Here is a 14,454-nt window from a genome sequence, read left to right as displayed (position 1 = left end):
TGAGGACGGACATGTGCCACCCGACACTTCCCGTGCTGTATCCGCTGCGACCGGTCGAGACCGCATCAGTGCGGGTGACCGACTGCGCCCACGGCCGTCGTCGAGTCACGATCGACCACCGGCCGCTCGCCCGGGTCACTCCGGAGATGCTGCTCGACTGGTTCACCCACCTCGACGGCACCATGCGCTACGGCGGACGGACGGTCGACCGCTACCTCGCCTGGCATCCGACCGACCACATCCGATGGGAGCTGTGGCGTCCGGCCCCCGGCGGCGGGGCGGGCGAAGGAGCGCGATTCCACATCGTCGAAGCATTCGGCGGCGATCCGACCTTCGGCGTCGACGTCATCGACCGGGTCGAAAAGCTCGATGTCACCGGTATCCGGTTGGTGCAGCGGCTCGCCGGGGTGCCGATCTTCGCGCTCGAGCACACGTGGTCGGCGGGCATCGACGGCACCCACTACGTATCCGTGATGGACATCGGCGCACGCAGCGCCCTGATGGCGCCGGTCAACGCGGTTCTGCGACGCCGGTTCCCGCCGGAGATGGTGACGGCGTGGATTCGGCACAACATCGAGGAGGTGGGGCAGCTGGAGTACCTGCTGCTACAGCTGGCGAGCTCAGGTGAAGCGGAACCAGCGCAGCGCGCACAGGCCGGCGGCGGTGCCCCAGATCGCCAGCACGGCGAGGCCGAACCAGTCGACTGAGAGCGTCATCGCCCGCGTCAGCGCCTCGGTCAGCGCACCCGACGGCGTCAACCTCGCGATCCACTGCACCGCCTTCGGCACGATGCCCCCCTCGGTGCCGCCCTCCACGGTCAGGGCGCCCACGCCGGCGAACACGAACCACATCAGATTCGCCACCGCGAGGACGATCTCCGCGCGCAGGGTGCCGCCGAGCAGCAGCCCCAGCGCGGCGAACACCGCGGTGCCCAGGGCGATGATCACCGCACCGAGCGCGAGGCCCGCCGCCGCGGGCCGCCATCCCAGACCGATGCCGATCGCGCCCAGCAGGATCGACTGCAGGAACACCACCGTCACCACGGCCAGCGACTTACCGGCGATGATGCCCCACACCGGCAACGCGGTGGCGCCGAGCCGCTTCAGTGCGCCGTAGCGCCGGTCGAAGGCAACCGCGATCGCCTGCCCGGTGAACGCGGTCGAGATGACCGCCAGCGCCATGATCGCCGGGGTGAACGTCGCGGCGCGGTCAGGACCGAACGAGCCCAGCGGCAGCAGCGTCAGTCCGACCAGCAGCGTGATCGGGATGAACATCGTCAGCAGCAGCTGCTCGCCGTTGCGCAGCAGCAGTCGCAGTTCCAACCCGTACTGCGCGGCCAGCATCCGCGGGACCGGCGCGGGCCGCGGATCGGGGGAGAAGGTGCCGTCGGCGAAGCGATTCGGTGTGCTCTTCGAGGTGCTCACTGCCGTAACTCCCGCCCGGTGACGTCGAGGAACACGTCCTCGAGGCTGCGTTGCTCCACACGCATGTCGGTCGCGAGAACGTCGAGGCGGGCGCACCACGCGGTGACGGTCGCCAGCACCTGCGGATCGATACGACCCTCCACGAGGTACTCCCCGGGAGACGGCTCGGTGGCGCGATAGCTCTCGGGCAGCGCCGCGATCAACAGCGAGAGATCCAGCATCCGCGGCGCCCGGAACCGCAGCTGATTCTCGGCGCCACTGCGCATCAACTCGGCGGGCGTGCCACTGGCCACGGCCTGCCCCCGGTCGATGATCAGGATGTGGTCGGCCAGTTCCTCGGCCTCGGTGAGCTGATGGGTGGTCAGCACCACGGTCACGCCGTCGCGTCGCAGCGCGTCGATCAGTTCCCACACCACCAGGCGCGCATGCGCATCCATGCCCGCCGTCGGCTCGTCGAGAAACACCAGCTCGGGCCGGCCGACCACCGCGCACGCCAGCGCGAGCCGCTGCTGCTGGCCGCCGGAAAGCCGTCGGTAGGTGGTCCGCGCGGAATCGGTCAGGCCCAGGGTGTCCAGCAACCATGCCGGATCCAACGGGTTGGCTGCGTAGGAGGCGACCAGGGCGAGCATCTCGCCGGCACGCGCGGCCGGATAGGCGCCGCCGCCCTGGAGCATGACCCCGGTTCGTGCGCGCACCTCGGCGTTGTCGGCCACCGGGTCGAGGCCGAGGATCTCGATGCTGCCGGCGTCGGGGCGGACGAAGCCTTCGCACATCTCGACCGTCGTCGTCTTGCCGGCGCCGTTGGGGCCGAGCAGCGCGAAGATCTCCGAGGCGCCCACCTCGAGGTCCAGGCCGGATACGGCCACAGTGTCGCCGTACCGCTTCGTCACGCCACGCAGCCGCACGGGCGCGCTACCGGAACGGGAGGTCACGGAGATTCAGCGTAGGCGTCGGTCTTGTCGGCCGTGCCCACCGGCTCGTCGAGACGCCCTGTCGCGGCCTCCGGCACCGCCCGCCACGGCAGCCACCGGTACGTCAGCGTGATCAGCGCCAGCACGATCACGGTGCTGGCCACCGTCGCCAGCACGATCTGGAACAGCGCGAACCGATCGCCGTTCGCCGTGGGGCCGAAGATCCCCACGATGAGGGTCACGGCGATGACCGCGGAGCGAAAACCCGGCCTGGTGGCCCAGGCAGCCAGCGGGATGATCGCCCACAGCAGGTACCACGGTTGCACCACGGGGAACAGCAGGACGGTGACGCCGAGCGCCACCCCGAGCCCCCCGACCGGATGCAGGCGGTTGCGCAGCACGGCGAACAAGAGCCAGGTGACGATCACGGCGATCAGCGTCACGCCGATCGCGCGGGTCAGCGCGAGGACCGCGGTGGTGTGATCGCCGAGTCCCAGCAGGATGCCGACCTGACCGGTGCCCAACGCCAGCAGCGTCGGCGGCGACATCCAGCTGCGCACCACGTTCGCGGTGCCCAGGGTGAACAGCCAGCCGAAGCCCAGGCCGCTGGCCCAGCCGATCAGCGCCATCACGGCAAGGGACACCGCACCGAGAGCGCTGCCCGCCGCGAGGAACGCCTTGACCGTGCCGCCCCACCGCGCGGCCAGCGCCATCGCGACGAAGCCGAGCGCCAACAGTCCCGGCAGCTTCACCTGAGATGACATCGTGATCAGTACCGTGCCGGCCAGCAGCATGCCGGGGGCGTACCAGCGATGCCCGGCGGCGGTGCCCAGCGCTGAACCCCCCGACAGAGCGGAGATACCTCGTAGCGCGAACTCGGTACCGGCCAGCATCAACCCGAGCATCAGCGCCTCGTTGTGGATGCCGGCGACCAGGTGCATGAACAACAGCGGGTTGGTCGCGCCCAGCCACAGCGCACTCACCTCGGCGACACCGCAGCGGCGAGCCAGCCGGGGCGTGGCCCACACGATCAGGCCGACGCCGAGCAGGACCATCAGCCGGTGGAACAGCACCGCCTCGACGATGTTCTCTCCCGTGATCCGGGAGATGCCGCGGCCGATCCACAGGAACAGCGGTCCGTAGGGCGCGGGTGTCTCACGCCAGAGGCTGGGCACCGACAGCGTGAAGACGTGATCGAGGCCCAGACCCGGGGCAGGTCCGACCCGGTAAGGGTCGCTGCCCTGCAGGGAGATCTCACTCTGCGCGAGGTAAGAGTAGACATCCTTGCTGTACATCGGTGGGGCGATCAGCAACGGCAGCGCCCACAGCAGCAGTGTGCGGTCCACCTGGCTGCGGGTCATGCGGCGCTTGCCCAGCGCGAAGCGGCCCAGCATCAGCCAGGCCAGGGCCATCATGACCGCGCCGGTGGTGGTCATGGTCAGCGAGACCGTCTGAATGCGAGACGGCAGGTTGAGAAGGCGCACCCCGAAGGTGGGGTCCTGCACGACGGGCCGCGCACCGGCGCCGAGCGCGCCGATCGCCATCAGTACGGTGCCGGTCGCGCCGAACAGCCGAGTGCGGTGCAGGGCGACCAGTTCGGCGGGGTCGAGGGGGATGCCGACGGTCCGCTCATCGCCGTGGAGACCGGCGAGCGAGGTGCTGAGCGAATGTCGGCGGGCTGCCACCCAGGCAGCGTAGCGGGCTGCTATTCCCGGTTTGGCCGCCCAGACGGTGTGACAAGTATGACGGTTCCGATAAGGGTGGCCTTGGTGGACCCGGTCAGGCAATTGCGTCACACTGGTGTTGTGAAAATCCGTTCGGAGGGCACCGTCGTGCCAGTCGATGGGTCGGCCGTGCCGTCTTTCTCGGCGCCGTCCCCGTCGGCCGACGGTGACACCAGGACGGCGATCGTGCGTCTGCTGCTGGAGTCGGGTTCGACGACGGCGAGCAGTATCGGCGAGCGCTTGGGACTGTCGACGGCCGGAGTGCGCCGTCATCTCGACGCGCTGATCGAGGCAGGGGACGCTCAGGCCAAGTCGGCCGCGGCATGGCAGCAGGAGGGCCGGGGTCGGCCCGCCAAGCGCTACCAGTTGACCGCGGCGGGGCGCGCGAAGCTCGAGCACACCTACGACGATCTGGCGTCGGCGGCCATGCGGGCGCTGCGGGAGATCGGCGGAGACGACGCCGTGCACACGTTCGCCCGTCGGCGCATCGACACCATCCTGTCCGACGTCGCGCCCGCGGCGTCCGAGCGTGCCGAAGACGTCGAGGCCGCCGCAGACCGCGTCGCCGATGCGTTGAGCCGAGCGGGCTACGCGACGACGACCACGCAGGTCCGCGGTCCGCTGGGTGGGGTGCAGATCTGCCAGCACCACTGCCCGGTGTCTCACGTCGCCGAGGAGTTCCCCGAACTCTGCGAGGCCGAACAGGAGGCGATGTCCGAGGTGCTGGGCACTCACGTCCAGCGGCTCGCCACCATCGTCAACGGGGATTGTGCCTGCACCACCCACGTTCCGGCGCACAGCCCGCGCCGGAGCCCGTCAGCTAGCAAAAGGAGTGCGTCGCAATGACACTCACACCGGAGGTCAAGCCAGAAGCGCTGACCCAGGAGGAGACCATCGCGTCCCTGGGCAAGTACGGCTACGGCTGGTCCGACTCCGACGTCGCCGGCGCCAGCGCCCAGCGCGGGCTGTCCGAGGCCGTGGTGCGCGACATCTCGTCGAAGAAGAGCGAGCCGGAGTGGATGCTCGACGTCCGTCTCAAGGCGCTGCGCACCTTCGACAAGAAGCCCATGCCGAACTGGGGGTCCAACCTCGAGGGCATCGATTTCGACAACATCAAGTACTTCGTGCGCTCCAGCGAGAAGCAGGCCGCCACGTGGGACGACCTGCCCGCGGACATCAAGAACACCTACGACAAGCTCGGCATCCCGGAAGCCGAGAAGCAGCGCCTGGTCTCAGGTGTGGCGGCCCAGTACGAGTCCGAGGTCGTCTACCACTCGATCCGTGAGGACCTCGAGGCCCAAGGCGTCATCTTCCTCGACACCGACTCCGGTCTGCGTGAGCATCCCGAGCTGTTCCGCGAATACTTCGGCACCGTGATCCCGGCCGGGGACAACAAGTTCTCCGCGCTCAACACCGCGGTGTGGTCCGGCGGGTCGTTCATCTACGTCCCCAAGGGTGTGCACGTCGACATCCCGCTGCAGGCCTACTTCCGGATCAACACCGAGAACATGGGGCAGTTCGAGCGCACGCTGATCATCGTCGACGAGGACGCCTACGTGCACTACGTCGAAGGCTGCACCGCGCCGATCTACAAGAGCGACTCGCTGCACAGCGCGGTCGTCGAGATCATCGTCAAGCCCGGCGGGCGGTGCCGCTACACGACGATCCAGAACTGGTCGAACAACGTCTTCAACCTGGTCACCAAGCGGGCCCGGGCCGAGGCCGGCGCGACGATGGAGTGGGTCGACGGCAACATCGGCTCCAAGGTGACGATGAAGTACCCCGCGGTCTGGATGACCGGTGAGCACGCCAAGGGCGAGGTGCTCTCGGTCGCGTTCGCCGGCGAGGGCCAGCACCAGGACACCGGCGCCAAGATGCTGCACCTGGCGCCGAACACGTCGTCCAACATCGTGTCCAAGTCCGTCGCCCGCGGCGGTGGCCGCGCGTCCTACCGCGGCCTGGTTCAGGTCAACAAGGGCGCCCACGGTTCGCGCTCGAGCGTGAAATGCGATGCGCTGCTGGTCGACACGATCAGCCGCTCCGACACCTACCCCTACGTCGACATCCGCGAGGACGACGTCACGATGGGCCACGAGGCCACCGTGTCGAAGGTCAGCGAGGATCAGATGTTCTACCTGATGAGCCGCGGGCTGACCGAGGACGAGGCGATGGCAATGGTGGTGCGCGGGTTCGTCGAGCCCATCGCCAAGGAGCTCCCGATGGAGTACGCACTCGAGCTCAACCGGCTGATCGAGCTGCAGATGGAAGGCGCGGTCGGCTAGTGGGACAGGCAAATCTGACGGCGGCCCTCGAGGGCGCCAACAAAGGCGAGCTGTTCACATCGTTCGACGTCGACGCCTTCGAGGTGCCCGGCGGCCGCGACGAGATCTGGCGCTTCACCCCGCTGAAGCGGCTGCGCGGCCTGCACGACGGGTCGGCCGCCGCCACCGCAGAAGCCACCGTCGACGTGGCCCCGTCCGGTGACGTGCGCGTCGAGCGCATCCCGCGCACCGACGATCGGCTCGGCCAGGCCGGTGTGCCGGCAGATCGGGTTGCGGCGCAGGCCTATTCGAGCTTCGAGACCGCGACGCTGATCGACGTGCCCGCGCAGGCCGTCATCGCCGACCCGGTCGAGGTGACGATCACCGGCCCCGGCGAGGGGGCAACCGCCTACGGGCACATCCAGATCCGCGTCGGCGAGCTGGCCGAGGCGGTTGTGGTGATCGACCACCGTGGCAGCGGAACCTATGCCGACAACATCGAGTTCGTGGTCGGCGACGGCGCGACGCTGCGTGTGGTCTCGATCGCGGACTGGGCCGACGACGCGGTGCACGTCAGCACACACCACGCCACACTGGGCCGCGACGCGGTGCTGCGGCACGCGGCGATCACCCTGGGTGGCGACGTGGTCCGGTTGACCGGCCGGGTGCGCTACACGGCGCCCGGCGGCGACGCCGAGCTGCTCGGTCTGTACTTCGCCGACGACGGCCAGCACTTCGAATCCCGGCTGCTGGTCGACCACGCACAGCCGAACTGCCGCTCCAACGTGATGTACAAGGGTGCACTGCAAGGGGATCCGGCCTCGCGGCGGCCCGACACCCACACCGTGTGGGTGGGCGATGTGCTGATCCGCGCCGAGGCTGCCGGCACCGACACCTTCGAGGTGAACCGCAACCTGGTGCTCACCGACGGCGCGCGTGCCGACTCGGTGCCCAACCTGGAGATCGAGACCGGCGAGATCGTCGGCGCCGGACACGCCAGCGCCACCGGTCGATTCGACGACGAGCAACTGTTCTACCTGCGCGCCCGAGGTATCCCGGAGCAGCAGGCCCGCCGGCTGGTGGTCCGCGGCTTCTTCAACGAGATCATCAACAAGATCTCCGTCCCCGCCGTGCGGGAGCGCCTGACCGACGCCATCGAACGCGAACTAGCGATTACCGAGAGAAGTTGACCATGACCACACTGGACATCAAAGATCTGCACGTCTCGGTGAACACGCCCGACGGCGAAGAGATCCCGATCCTCAAGGGCGTCGACCTGACCGTGAAGTCGGGGGAGACCCACGCGGTGATGGGCCCCAACGGATCCGGCAAGTCGACGCTGTCCTACGCGATCGCGGGGCACCCGAAGTACACCGTCACGGGAGGCTCCATCACGCTCGACGGCGAGGACGTGCTCGAAATGAGCGTCGACGAACGCGCCCGCGCCGGCCTGTTCCTGGCCATGCAGTACCCCGTCGAGGTGCCGGGGGTGTCGATGTCGAACTTCCTGCGCACCGCCGCGACCGCGGTACGGGGCGAGGCCCCCAAGCTGCGGCACTGGGTCAAAGAGGTCAAGGGCGCGATGACCGATCTCGGCATCGACCCGTCCTTCGGCGAGCGCAGCGTCAACGAGGGCTTCTCGGGTGGCGAGAAGAAGCGCCACGAGATCCTGCAGCTCGGTCTGCTCAAGCCGAAGATCGCAATCCTCGACGAGACCGATTCGGGTCTGGACGTGGACGCGCTGCGCGTGGTCAGCGAGGGTGTGAACCGCTACGCCGAGGCCGAGAACGGCGGCGTGTTGCTGATCACCCACTACACGCGGATTCTGCGCTACATCCAGCCGCAGTTCGTGCACGTGTTCGTCGCCGGCCGCATCGTCGAGTCGGGCGGTCCCGAACTCGCCGACGAGCTGGAAACCAACGGCTACGAACGCTTCTCCCCCGCAAGCGGGAGGGACCCCCACCAGGCTGTGACCGCGGGAGCCTGATCATGACGGCTGCGCGGGTGCTCGATGCGGCCGAAGTGGCCAGAGTCCGAGCAGATTTCCCTATCCTGTCGCGGGTGATGCGCGGCGGCCATCAGCTCGCCTACCTCGATTCCGGGGCGACGTCGCAGAAGCCGCTGGTGGTGCTCGACGCCGAGCGGGAGTTCCTGCTCACCTCCAACGGGGCGGTGCACCGGGGCGCCCACCAGTTGATGGAGGAGGCGACCGACGCCTACGAGCAGGGTCGCGAGGACATCGCGGCCTTCGTCGGCGCTGACACCGACGAGCTCGTGTTCACCAAGAACGCCACCGAGGCCATCAACGTGGTGGCGTACGCGCTGGGGGACAGGCGGTTCGAGCGGGCCGTCGGTCCGGGCGACGTCATCGTCACCACCGAACTCGAGCACCACGCGAACCTGGTGCCCTGGCAGGAGCTTGCACAGCGCACGGGCGCGACACTGCGCTGGTACGGGGTCACCGACGACGGCCGGATCGACCTCGACTCGCTCGTTCTCGACGAGCGCGTGAAAATCGTTGCCTTCAGCCATCATTCGAACGTCACCGGCGCCGTCGCGCCGGTCGATGAGCTGGTGGCCCGCGCCCGTGCGGTGGGCGCACTGGTGCTGCTGGACGCCTGCCAGTCGGTACCGCACCAACCGGTCGACCTGCACGGTCTCGATGTCGATTTCGCGGCGTTCTCCGGCCACAAGATGCTCGGGCCCACCGGCATCGGCGTGCTGTACGGCAAGCGTTCCCTGCTCGACGCGATGCCGCCGGTGCTCACCGGCGGTTCGATGATCGAGACGGTCACGATGGAGGCCACGACGTTCGCGCCCGCGCCTCAGCGCTTCGAGGCGGGCACCCCGATGACCTCGCAGGTGGTCGGCCTCGCCGCGGCCGCCCGCTACCTCGACGGGCTCGGGATGCCGGCCGTCGAGGAGCACGAGCGCGATCTCGTGGCGGCGGCGCTGGCCGGGCTGGCAGAGATCGACGGCGTGCGGGTGATCGGTCCGACCGCGATGACCGACCGCGGCTCGCCGGTGTCCTTCGTGGTCGACGGCGTGCACGCCCATGACGTCGGCCAGGTGCTCGACGACGACGGCGTCGCCGTGCGCGTGGGTCATCACTGCGCGTGGCCGCTGCACCGCCGGTTCGGGATCGCCGCGACGGCGCGTGCCTCGTTCGCGGTCTACAACACCGTCGACGAGGTGGACCGGCTGGTCGCGGGCGTCCGCCGAGCCGTGGAGTTCTTTGCGTGAGGCTCGAGCAGATCTACCAGGAAGTGATCCTGGACCACTACAAACACCCGCACCACCGCGGCCTGCGGGAGCCCTTCGCCGCCGAGGTGCACCACGTCAATCCGACCTGTGGTGACGAGGTGACGCTGCGCGTGGCCCTGTCCGAGGACGGGGAGACCGTCACCGACATCTCCTACGACGGGCAGGGCTGCTCGATCAGCCAGGCCTCGACGTCGGTGTTGACCGATCAGGTGATCGGCCAGACACTCGGGGATGCCCTCAAGACCGTGGCGGCGTTCTCGGAGATGGTGTCCTCGCGGGGCACGATCGACGGAGACGAGGACGTGCTGGGTGACGGCGTCGCGTTCGCCGGCGTCGCCAAGTACCCGGCACGCGTGAAGTGCGCGCTGCTGGGATGGACGGCGTTCAAAGCAGCGTTGGCGCAGGCACACGGGCCCGATGAGACTTCTGTGGAGGAGAACTGATGACCGAGACAGCATCACCGAACGAGGAACTGCTCGCCGACATCGAGGAGGCGATGCGTGACGTCGTCGACCCCGAACTCGGCATCAACGTCGTCGACCTCGGCCTGGTCTACGGCGTCGACGTCGCCAAGGAAGAGGGCGGGGACGTCGCGCTGATCGACATGACGCTTACGTCGGCGGCGTGCCCCCTCACGGACGTGATCGAAGACCAGTCCCGCACGGCCCTCATCGGCGCCGGGCTGGTCAACGAGCTGCGCATCAATTGGGTGTGGAACCCGCCGTGGGGCCCGGACAAGATCACCGAGGACGGCCGCGAGCAGCTGCGCGCCCTCGGCTTCACGGTCTGATCAGTCGAGCAGGCGGGACAGCTCCCGTAGGTCCGCGGCGACGACCGTCGGCTGCGCCAGGTCCGGGACCGACAGGACGGCGTTGCCCGGCCGGGTCAGGAACGCTCCCTGCATGCCGGCGCTCTGCGCGCCCATCGTGTCCCAGACGTGCGCGGCGACCATCATGCAGTCAGCGGGCGCGACGCCCAGGTCCGCGGCGACCTGCGTGTACAGCCGCGTGGCAGGTTTGAACGTGCGGTAGGTGTCGACGCTGAACTGCCGCTCGACCACATCGCCGAGCCCCGCCCGCTCCAACGGTGTCGGCGCCCCGCTCACCGGGGGCGAGTTGGTCAGCGTCACGAGTCGGTAGCCGCGATCGCGCAGGTCGGCCAAGCCGTCGGCAACGTCTGCGTGCGCGGGCATCGAGCGGAACCCGTCGGCGAGCCGCAGCCAGTGCTGCTCGGAGATCGGCACGCCGCGGATCTCGCCGACCATGCGCAGTACGCCGCGGGCCAGGGTGAAGAAGTCGGTGTAGCTGCCGGCCAGCGTCGCGGTCATCGAATACAGGAGCAGCTGACCGAACCACTCCCGCAGCACCTGTCCGTCGCCGAACACCTCGTCGAAGAACGGCTGCACCGACTCGATGTCGAGCAGGGTCTCGTTCACGTCGAAGATCAGCACCCGGGCAGACGTCACGAGTCCCATCATCCTGCTCTCATCCCCGCCGGCGGGATGTAACGCTCGGGTGCCGGTACGACTTCGCCAATCCCGAGTACCGCTGATCGCGGGGTGTTCATCGGGGTCGTCTCAGGATGCTTTGGACCCCCGTGGTGCGGCTGTGCGCAGTCGCGTCGATCGTCTACCTCGCGGGCGCTGCCGGCGCAGTTCCGGTGGTGGCCGTTACACCGCGGCGCTGCTGCGCCGGGCCGATCGATCGGTGGGCATGACGCCGGCGTCGTGACCCGCTGTTCTTGCCGTCGCCGATGCGGCTATGGCGCCATTGGCCCATGGCACCGCGCCGACCATGGACATCCGCGGATCGGTGACCATCGAGCGAATTCTCATAGCTAGGCTGCAAATGCATTTCCACGAATGTCCCGGTGTCCGGTGGATATGACGATCCAGGTTGCGCGGAAAAATTAACGAGAAAGCCTGAGACTTCTGCGAACCGTGTGTATAACGTTTGCTGGACACGGGGATTCCACTCTCAGAGGCGCTCTGAACTGGTGTTGATTACAGGTCTGTTGTTCGCTGCTGGTCACTGAATTCGCGTGTTGATTTTGCTTCGCCTTTCGTCAACCGCCTCATCAAGGGAAATGGATTCGGTGATGCAATCAACCCAGCGCACGGGAACGCCGGCCCTCAACGGCAAACACTTTCTGGCGGGCGGCATCGTCGCGGCCGGGCTGATGGCGGCCGGAGTGGCCGGGGCGGGTGCCGCCGCTGCGGCGCCGGACGACTCCGGATCGGCCGCCACCAGCCCGGCCGCGACGCACTCCGTCACGGCGCCGGACGCGGCGGCATCGGGCGCGGAGACCACACCGTCACGGCGGACTCCACGCGGACAGACCCGTGACTCCGACGAGCACCCGACGGCCGCACCCCAGCGCCGGATCAACCGGCCGCGGGCCGACAGGGACGAGACGGCAGGGGAGGACACCCGCCCGCAGCGGCGCGATCGTACCGGCCGGGCTGAGCGTGAGGTGACCGCCGAAGACGCGCGGCCGACCCGCAGGGCGACGTCGTCGACCCCGGAGCCGGCCCCCGAAACCAGCGAGGTCACCGTCGCCCCCACGGCGCTTACGGCGTCCCGCACCGCCGCCGTCACGTCGGCGAGCAGCACCACCCCCGATGCCACGCTGCTCGCCGCGGCGACCAGCACCCGGGTGACCGTCGGGTCCATGATCGTCGACTCGCTCTACTCGAAGGGCATCCGCAGCAAGCGGATGGGGACCGACTGGCTCGACATCCCCGTGTCGGCAGCGAAGGCGCAGCGCTGGCTGGTGCGCCGCCAGGACATCTACCGCGATGTTCTCAACAGCCAGCCGACCCCACCGCCGGTCGGTCAGCCCGGAACCTCGCAGCCGCGCCTTCTGTGGGAGTCGAACTTCAGCAGCCGGGAGGAAGCGCTGAAGTACTGGAGCTTCCAGACCGGGCGATGGGGACAGTCCGCCGGCGAGAACCAGTACTACACCGACGGGAACAACATGACCGTCGACGCCGACGGGAACCTGGTCATCCAGGTGCGCCGGGAGCGCACACCCGACGGGCTGGGGGCACCCTACAACTACACGTCGGCGCGCGTCGTCACCTACGGCAAGCAGTCGATCGGCGTCGGCACCCGCGTCGAGGCCCGCATCCAGGTGCCGCCGGATTCGGGCCTGCTGCCGGCCTTCTGGACCGTGGGCCTGGAGCCCGGCCACGAGTTCGACTGGCCGCGCCAGGGTGAGATCGACATCATGGAGATCCCGGGCTTCGGGACGCCGGCCTCGCGGCGCACCTGGACCGGCAACATCCACGGCCCGGCCCAGGGCAACAACGGCGTCGACGTGAAGATGGACAACATCGACGCAGACCTCGGCGTCGACCTGTCGGCCGGGTTCCACACCTACGGCATGGACTGGTACGCCGACCGCATCATCTGGCGCGTCGACGGGGTCGAGGTGGGACAGGTGACCAAGGCGGACTACGAGGCGCGCGGCGGGAACTGGACCCCGTTCTCCGGGGAGTGGGACCACTACCTGATCCTCAACGTCGCCGTGGGCAACCCCTGGACCGGCGATCCGAGCGCATCGGTGCCGATGAACGCCGAGATGAAGGTCGACTGGGTCCGGGCCTACCAACTCTGACGCGGGGAACACAGGTCCATTTCCCGACGTTGACGTCAACATGGCCACGAAAGACATCACCGCCGAAGAGTTCAACACCACCATCACCGAGAACGAGATCGTCCTGGTCGATTTCTGGGCGTCCTGGTGCGGGCCGTGTCGTGCCTTCGCGCCGACGTTCAAGGCATCGTCGGAGAAGCATCCCGACGTGGTGTACGCCAAGGTCGACACCGAGGCCGAGCAGCAGTTGGCGGCCGCCGCCGACATCCGCTCGATCCCCACGCTGATGGCCTTCAAGAAGGGCAAGCTGGTGTTCAACCAGGCCGGCGCGCTGCCGCCCGCCGCGCTGGAAGACCTCGTCCAGAAGGTCAAGGAATTCGACATCGACGCCGCGATGGCCTCGCAGGACGACAGCCAGGCCTGATCCGGCTCGGGCTCGCCGGATAGCCTGCTGGCGTGCCTCCGTTCGTTCTCGTCGACACGCCCCGCCCGCACGTCGCGCTCGTGACGCTGAACCGCCCGGAGCGGATGAACTCGATGGCGTTCGACGTCATGGTTCCGCTGAAGGCGGCGCTCGACGAACTCACCCACGACAACGACATCCGCGCCGTCGTCCTCACCGGTGCCGGGCGCGGGTTCTCCTCGGGGGCGGACCACAAATCGGCCGGCTCGGTTCCGCACGTCGACGGGCTCACCCGGCCCGGCTTCGGCCTTCGGTCGATGGAACTGCTCGACGACGTGATCCTGGGCATGCGCAAGCTGCACCAGCCGGTGATCGCGGCGGTCAACGGTGCCGCGATCGGCGGCGGCCTCTGCCTCGCACTCGCCGCCGACATCCGCGTGGCCTCCACTGAGGCGTACTTCCGGGCGGCGGGCATCAACAACGGACTGACCGCCAGCGAGCTCGGCCTGAGCTACCTGTTGCCGCGGGCCATCGGGTCGTCGCGCGCCTTCGAGATCATGCTGACCGGCCGCGATGTCAACGCCGAGGAGGCCGAGCGGATCGGTCTGGTGTCCCGGCAGGTGGCCCCCGAGGACCTGCTCGACACCTGCTTCGACATCGCCGAGCGCATCGCCGCGTTCTCCCGGCCGGGAACCGAGCTGACCAAACGCACGCTGTGGAGCGGGCTCGACGCCGGCTCGCTGGAGGCCCACATGCAGGCCGAAGGCCTCGGTCAGCTCTACATCCGTCTGCTGACCAGCAACTTCGAGGAAGCCGTCGCGGCGCGCAAGGAGAACCGCGCGGCCGTGTTCACCGACGACAAGTAATCGA

General features: G+C 68.6%; 16 protein-coding genes. 11 read left to right on the top strand and 5 right to left on the bottom strand.

The window, feature by feature from the left end; genetic code table 11:
- Positions 1-11: 11 nt before the first annotated feature.
- The gene (locus ACZY1G_RS25555; protein WP_463823947.1) at positions 12-707 is read left to right on the top strand and encodes a hypothetical protein; all 696 of its coding nucleotides are present in this window, start codon (positions 12-14) and stop codon (positions 705-707) included.
- Here the strand turns inward: ACZY1G_RS25555 and ACZY1G_RS25550 are convergent.
- The 3 genes from ACZY1G_RS25550 to mptB are packed head-to-tail and all read right to left on the bottom strand — an operon-like array spanning position 621 to position 4,020.
- Positions 621-1,424 carry an ABC transporter permease gene (locus tag ACZY1G_RS25550; RefSeq protein WP_463823946.1) on the bottom strand — a complete coding sequence of 268 codons (804 nt, stop codon included), beginning with the start codon at positions 1,422-1,424 and terminating at the stop codon, positions 621-623. The genes ACZY1G_RS25555 and ACZY1G_RS25550 overlap by 87 nt on opposite strands.
- Entirely contained in the window at positions 1,421-2,356 is a 936-nt protein-coding gene (locus ACZY1G_RS25545; RefSeq protein WP_463817839.1) for an ABC transporter ATP-binding protein, read from the bottom strand. The genes ACZY1G_RS25550 and ACZY1G_RS25545 overlap by 4 nt, the downstream gene beginning before the upstream one ends.
- Positions 2,353-4,020 carry a polyprenol phosphomannose-dependent alpha 1,6 mannosyltransferase MptB gene (gene mptB, locus ACZY1G_RS25540; RefSeq protein ID WP_463817840.1) on the bottom strand — a complete coding sequence of 556 codons (1,668 nt, stop codon included), beginning with the start codon at positions 4,018-4,020 and terminating at the stop codon, positions 2,353-2,355. The genes ACZY1G_RS25545 and mptB overlap by 4 nt, the downstream gene beginning before the upstream one ends.
- A gap of 48 nt (positions 4,021-4,068) precedes the next feature.
- Between mptB and ACZY1G_RS25535 the strand changes: the two genes are divergently transcribed.
- Genes ACZY1G_RS25535 through ACZY1G_RS25505 form a run of 7 tightly spaced genes read left to right on the top strand, consistent with a single transcriptional unit; the run spans position 4,069 to position 10,374 of the window.
- Positions 4,069-4,905, top strand: coding sequence for a helix-turn-helix transcriptional regulator (locus tag ACZY1G_RS25535; protein ID WP_463823945.1), 837 nt, complete (start codon positions 4,069-4,071; stop codon positions 4,903-4,905).
- Positions 4,902-6,341 carry a Fe-S cluster assembly protein SufB gene (gene sufB / locus ACZY1G_RS25530; protein ID WP_463817842.1) on the top strand — a complete coding sequence of 480 codons (1,440 nt, stop codon included), beginning with the start codon at positions 4,902-4,904 and terminating at the stop codon, positions 6,339-6,341. The genes ACZY1G_RS25535 and sufB overlap by 4 nt, the downstream gene beginning before the upstream one ends.
- Positions 6,341-7,510 carry a Fe-S cluster assembly protein SufD gene (sufD, locus tag ACZY1G_RS25525; RefSeq protein ID WP_463817843.1) on the top strand — a complete coding sequence of 390 codons (1,170 nt, stop codon included), beginning with the start codon at positions 6,341-6,343 and terminating at the stop codon, positions 7,508-7,510. The genes sufB and sufD overlap by 1 nt, the downstream gene beginning before the upstream one ends.
- Positions 7,511-7,512: 2 nt before the next feature.
- Complete coding sequence (gene sufC / locus ACZY1G_RS25520) at positions 7,513-8,307, top strand: Fe-S cluster assembly ATPase SufC (protein ID WP_463817844.1); 795 nt, start codon at positions 7,513-7,515, stop codon at positions 8,305-8,307.
- A gap of 2 nt (positions 8,308-8,309) precedes the next feature.
- Positions 8,310-9,563, top strand: coding sequence for a cysteine desulfurase (locus ACZY1G_RS25515; RefSeq protein ID WP_463817845.1), 1,254 nt, complete (start codon positions 8,310-8,312; stop codon positions 9,561-9,563).
- The gene (gene sufU, locus ACZY1G_RS25510; protein ID WP_463817846.1) at positions 9,560-10,027 is read left to right on the top strand and encodes a Fe-S cluster assembly sulfur transfer protein SufU; all 468 of its coding nucleotides are present in this window, start codon (positions 9,560-9,562) and stop codon (positions 10,025-10,027) included. The genes ACZY1G_RS25515 and sufU overlap by 4 nt, the downstream gene beginning before the upstream one ends.
- Positions 10,027-10,374, top strand: a complete 348-nt coding sequence (locus ACZY1G_RS25505; RefSeq protein WP_463817847.1) for a metal-sulfur cluster assembly factor — start codon at positions 10,027-10,029, stop codon at positions 10,372-10,374. Before sufU ends, ACZY1G_RS25505 begins: the two co-directional genes overlap by 1 nt.
- Here ACZY1G_RS25505 and ACZY1G_RS25500 read toward each other — a convergent pair whose 3' ends face one another.
- On the bottom strand, positions 10,375-11,049 hold the full coding sequence (locus ACZY1G_RS25500; protein WP_463823944.1) for a haloacid dehalogenase type II: 675 nt from the start codon (positions 11,047-11,049) through the stop codon (positions 10,375-10,377).
- A gap of 204 nt (positions 11,050-11,253) precedes the next feature.
- Positions 11,254-11,403 carry a hypothetical protein gene (locus tag ACZY1G_RS25495; RefSeq protein WP_463823942.1) on the bottom strand — a complete coding sequence of 50 codons (150 nt, stop codon included), beginning with the start codon at positions 11,401-11,403 and terminating at the stop codon, positions 11,254-11,256.
- A gap of 278 nt (positions 11,404-11,681) precedes the next feature.
- Here ACZY1G_RS25495 and ACZY1G_RS25490 point away from each other — a divergent pair, with 278 nt between their 5' ends.
- Genes ACZY1G_RS25490 through ACZY1G_RS25480 form a run of 3 tightly spaced genes read left to right on the top strand, consistent with a single transcriptional unit; the run spans position 11,682 to position 14,450 of the window.
- A complete protein-coding gene (locus tag ACZY1G_RS25490; RefSeq protein WP_463823941.1) occupies positions 11,682-13,202 on the top strand; it encodes a family 16 glycosylhydrolase in 1,521 nt (506 codons plus the stop codon).
- Positions 13,203-13,242: 40 nt separating this feature from the next.
- The gene (gene trxA, locus ACZY1G_RS25485) at positions 13,243-13,605 is read left to right on the top strand and encodes a thioredoxin (protein ID WP_463817850.1); all 363 of its coding nucleotides are present in this window, start codon (positions 13,243-13,245) and stop codon (positions 13,603-13,605) included.
- A gap of 32 nt (positions 13,606-13,637) precedes the next feature.
- On the top strand, positions 13,638-14,450 hold the full coding sequence (locus ACZY1G_RS25480) for an enoyl-CoA hydratase (RefSeq protein ID WP_463817851.1): 813 nt from the start codon (positions 13,638-13,640) through the stop codon (positions 14,448-14,450).
- The last annotated feature ends 4 nt before the right edge of the window (positions 14,451-14,454 follow it).

This window comes from Mycobacterium sp. IDUB_5 (assembly GCF_055419565.1).
Note: the sequence above shows the minus strand (reverse complement) of the source record. Positions and strands in the feature narration are given on the sequence as shown.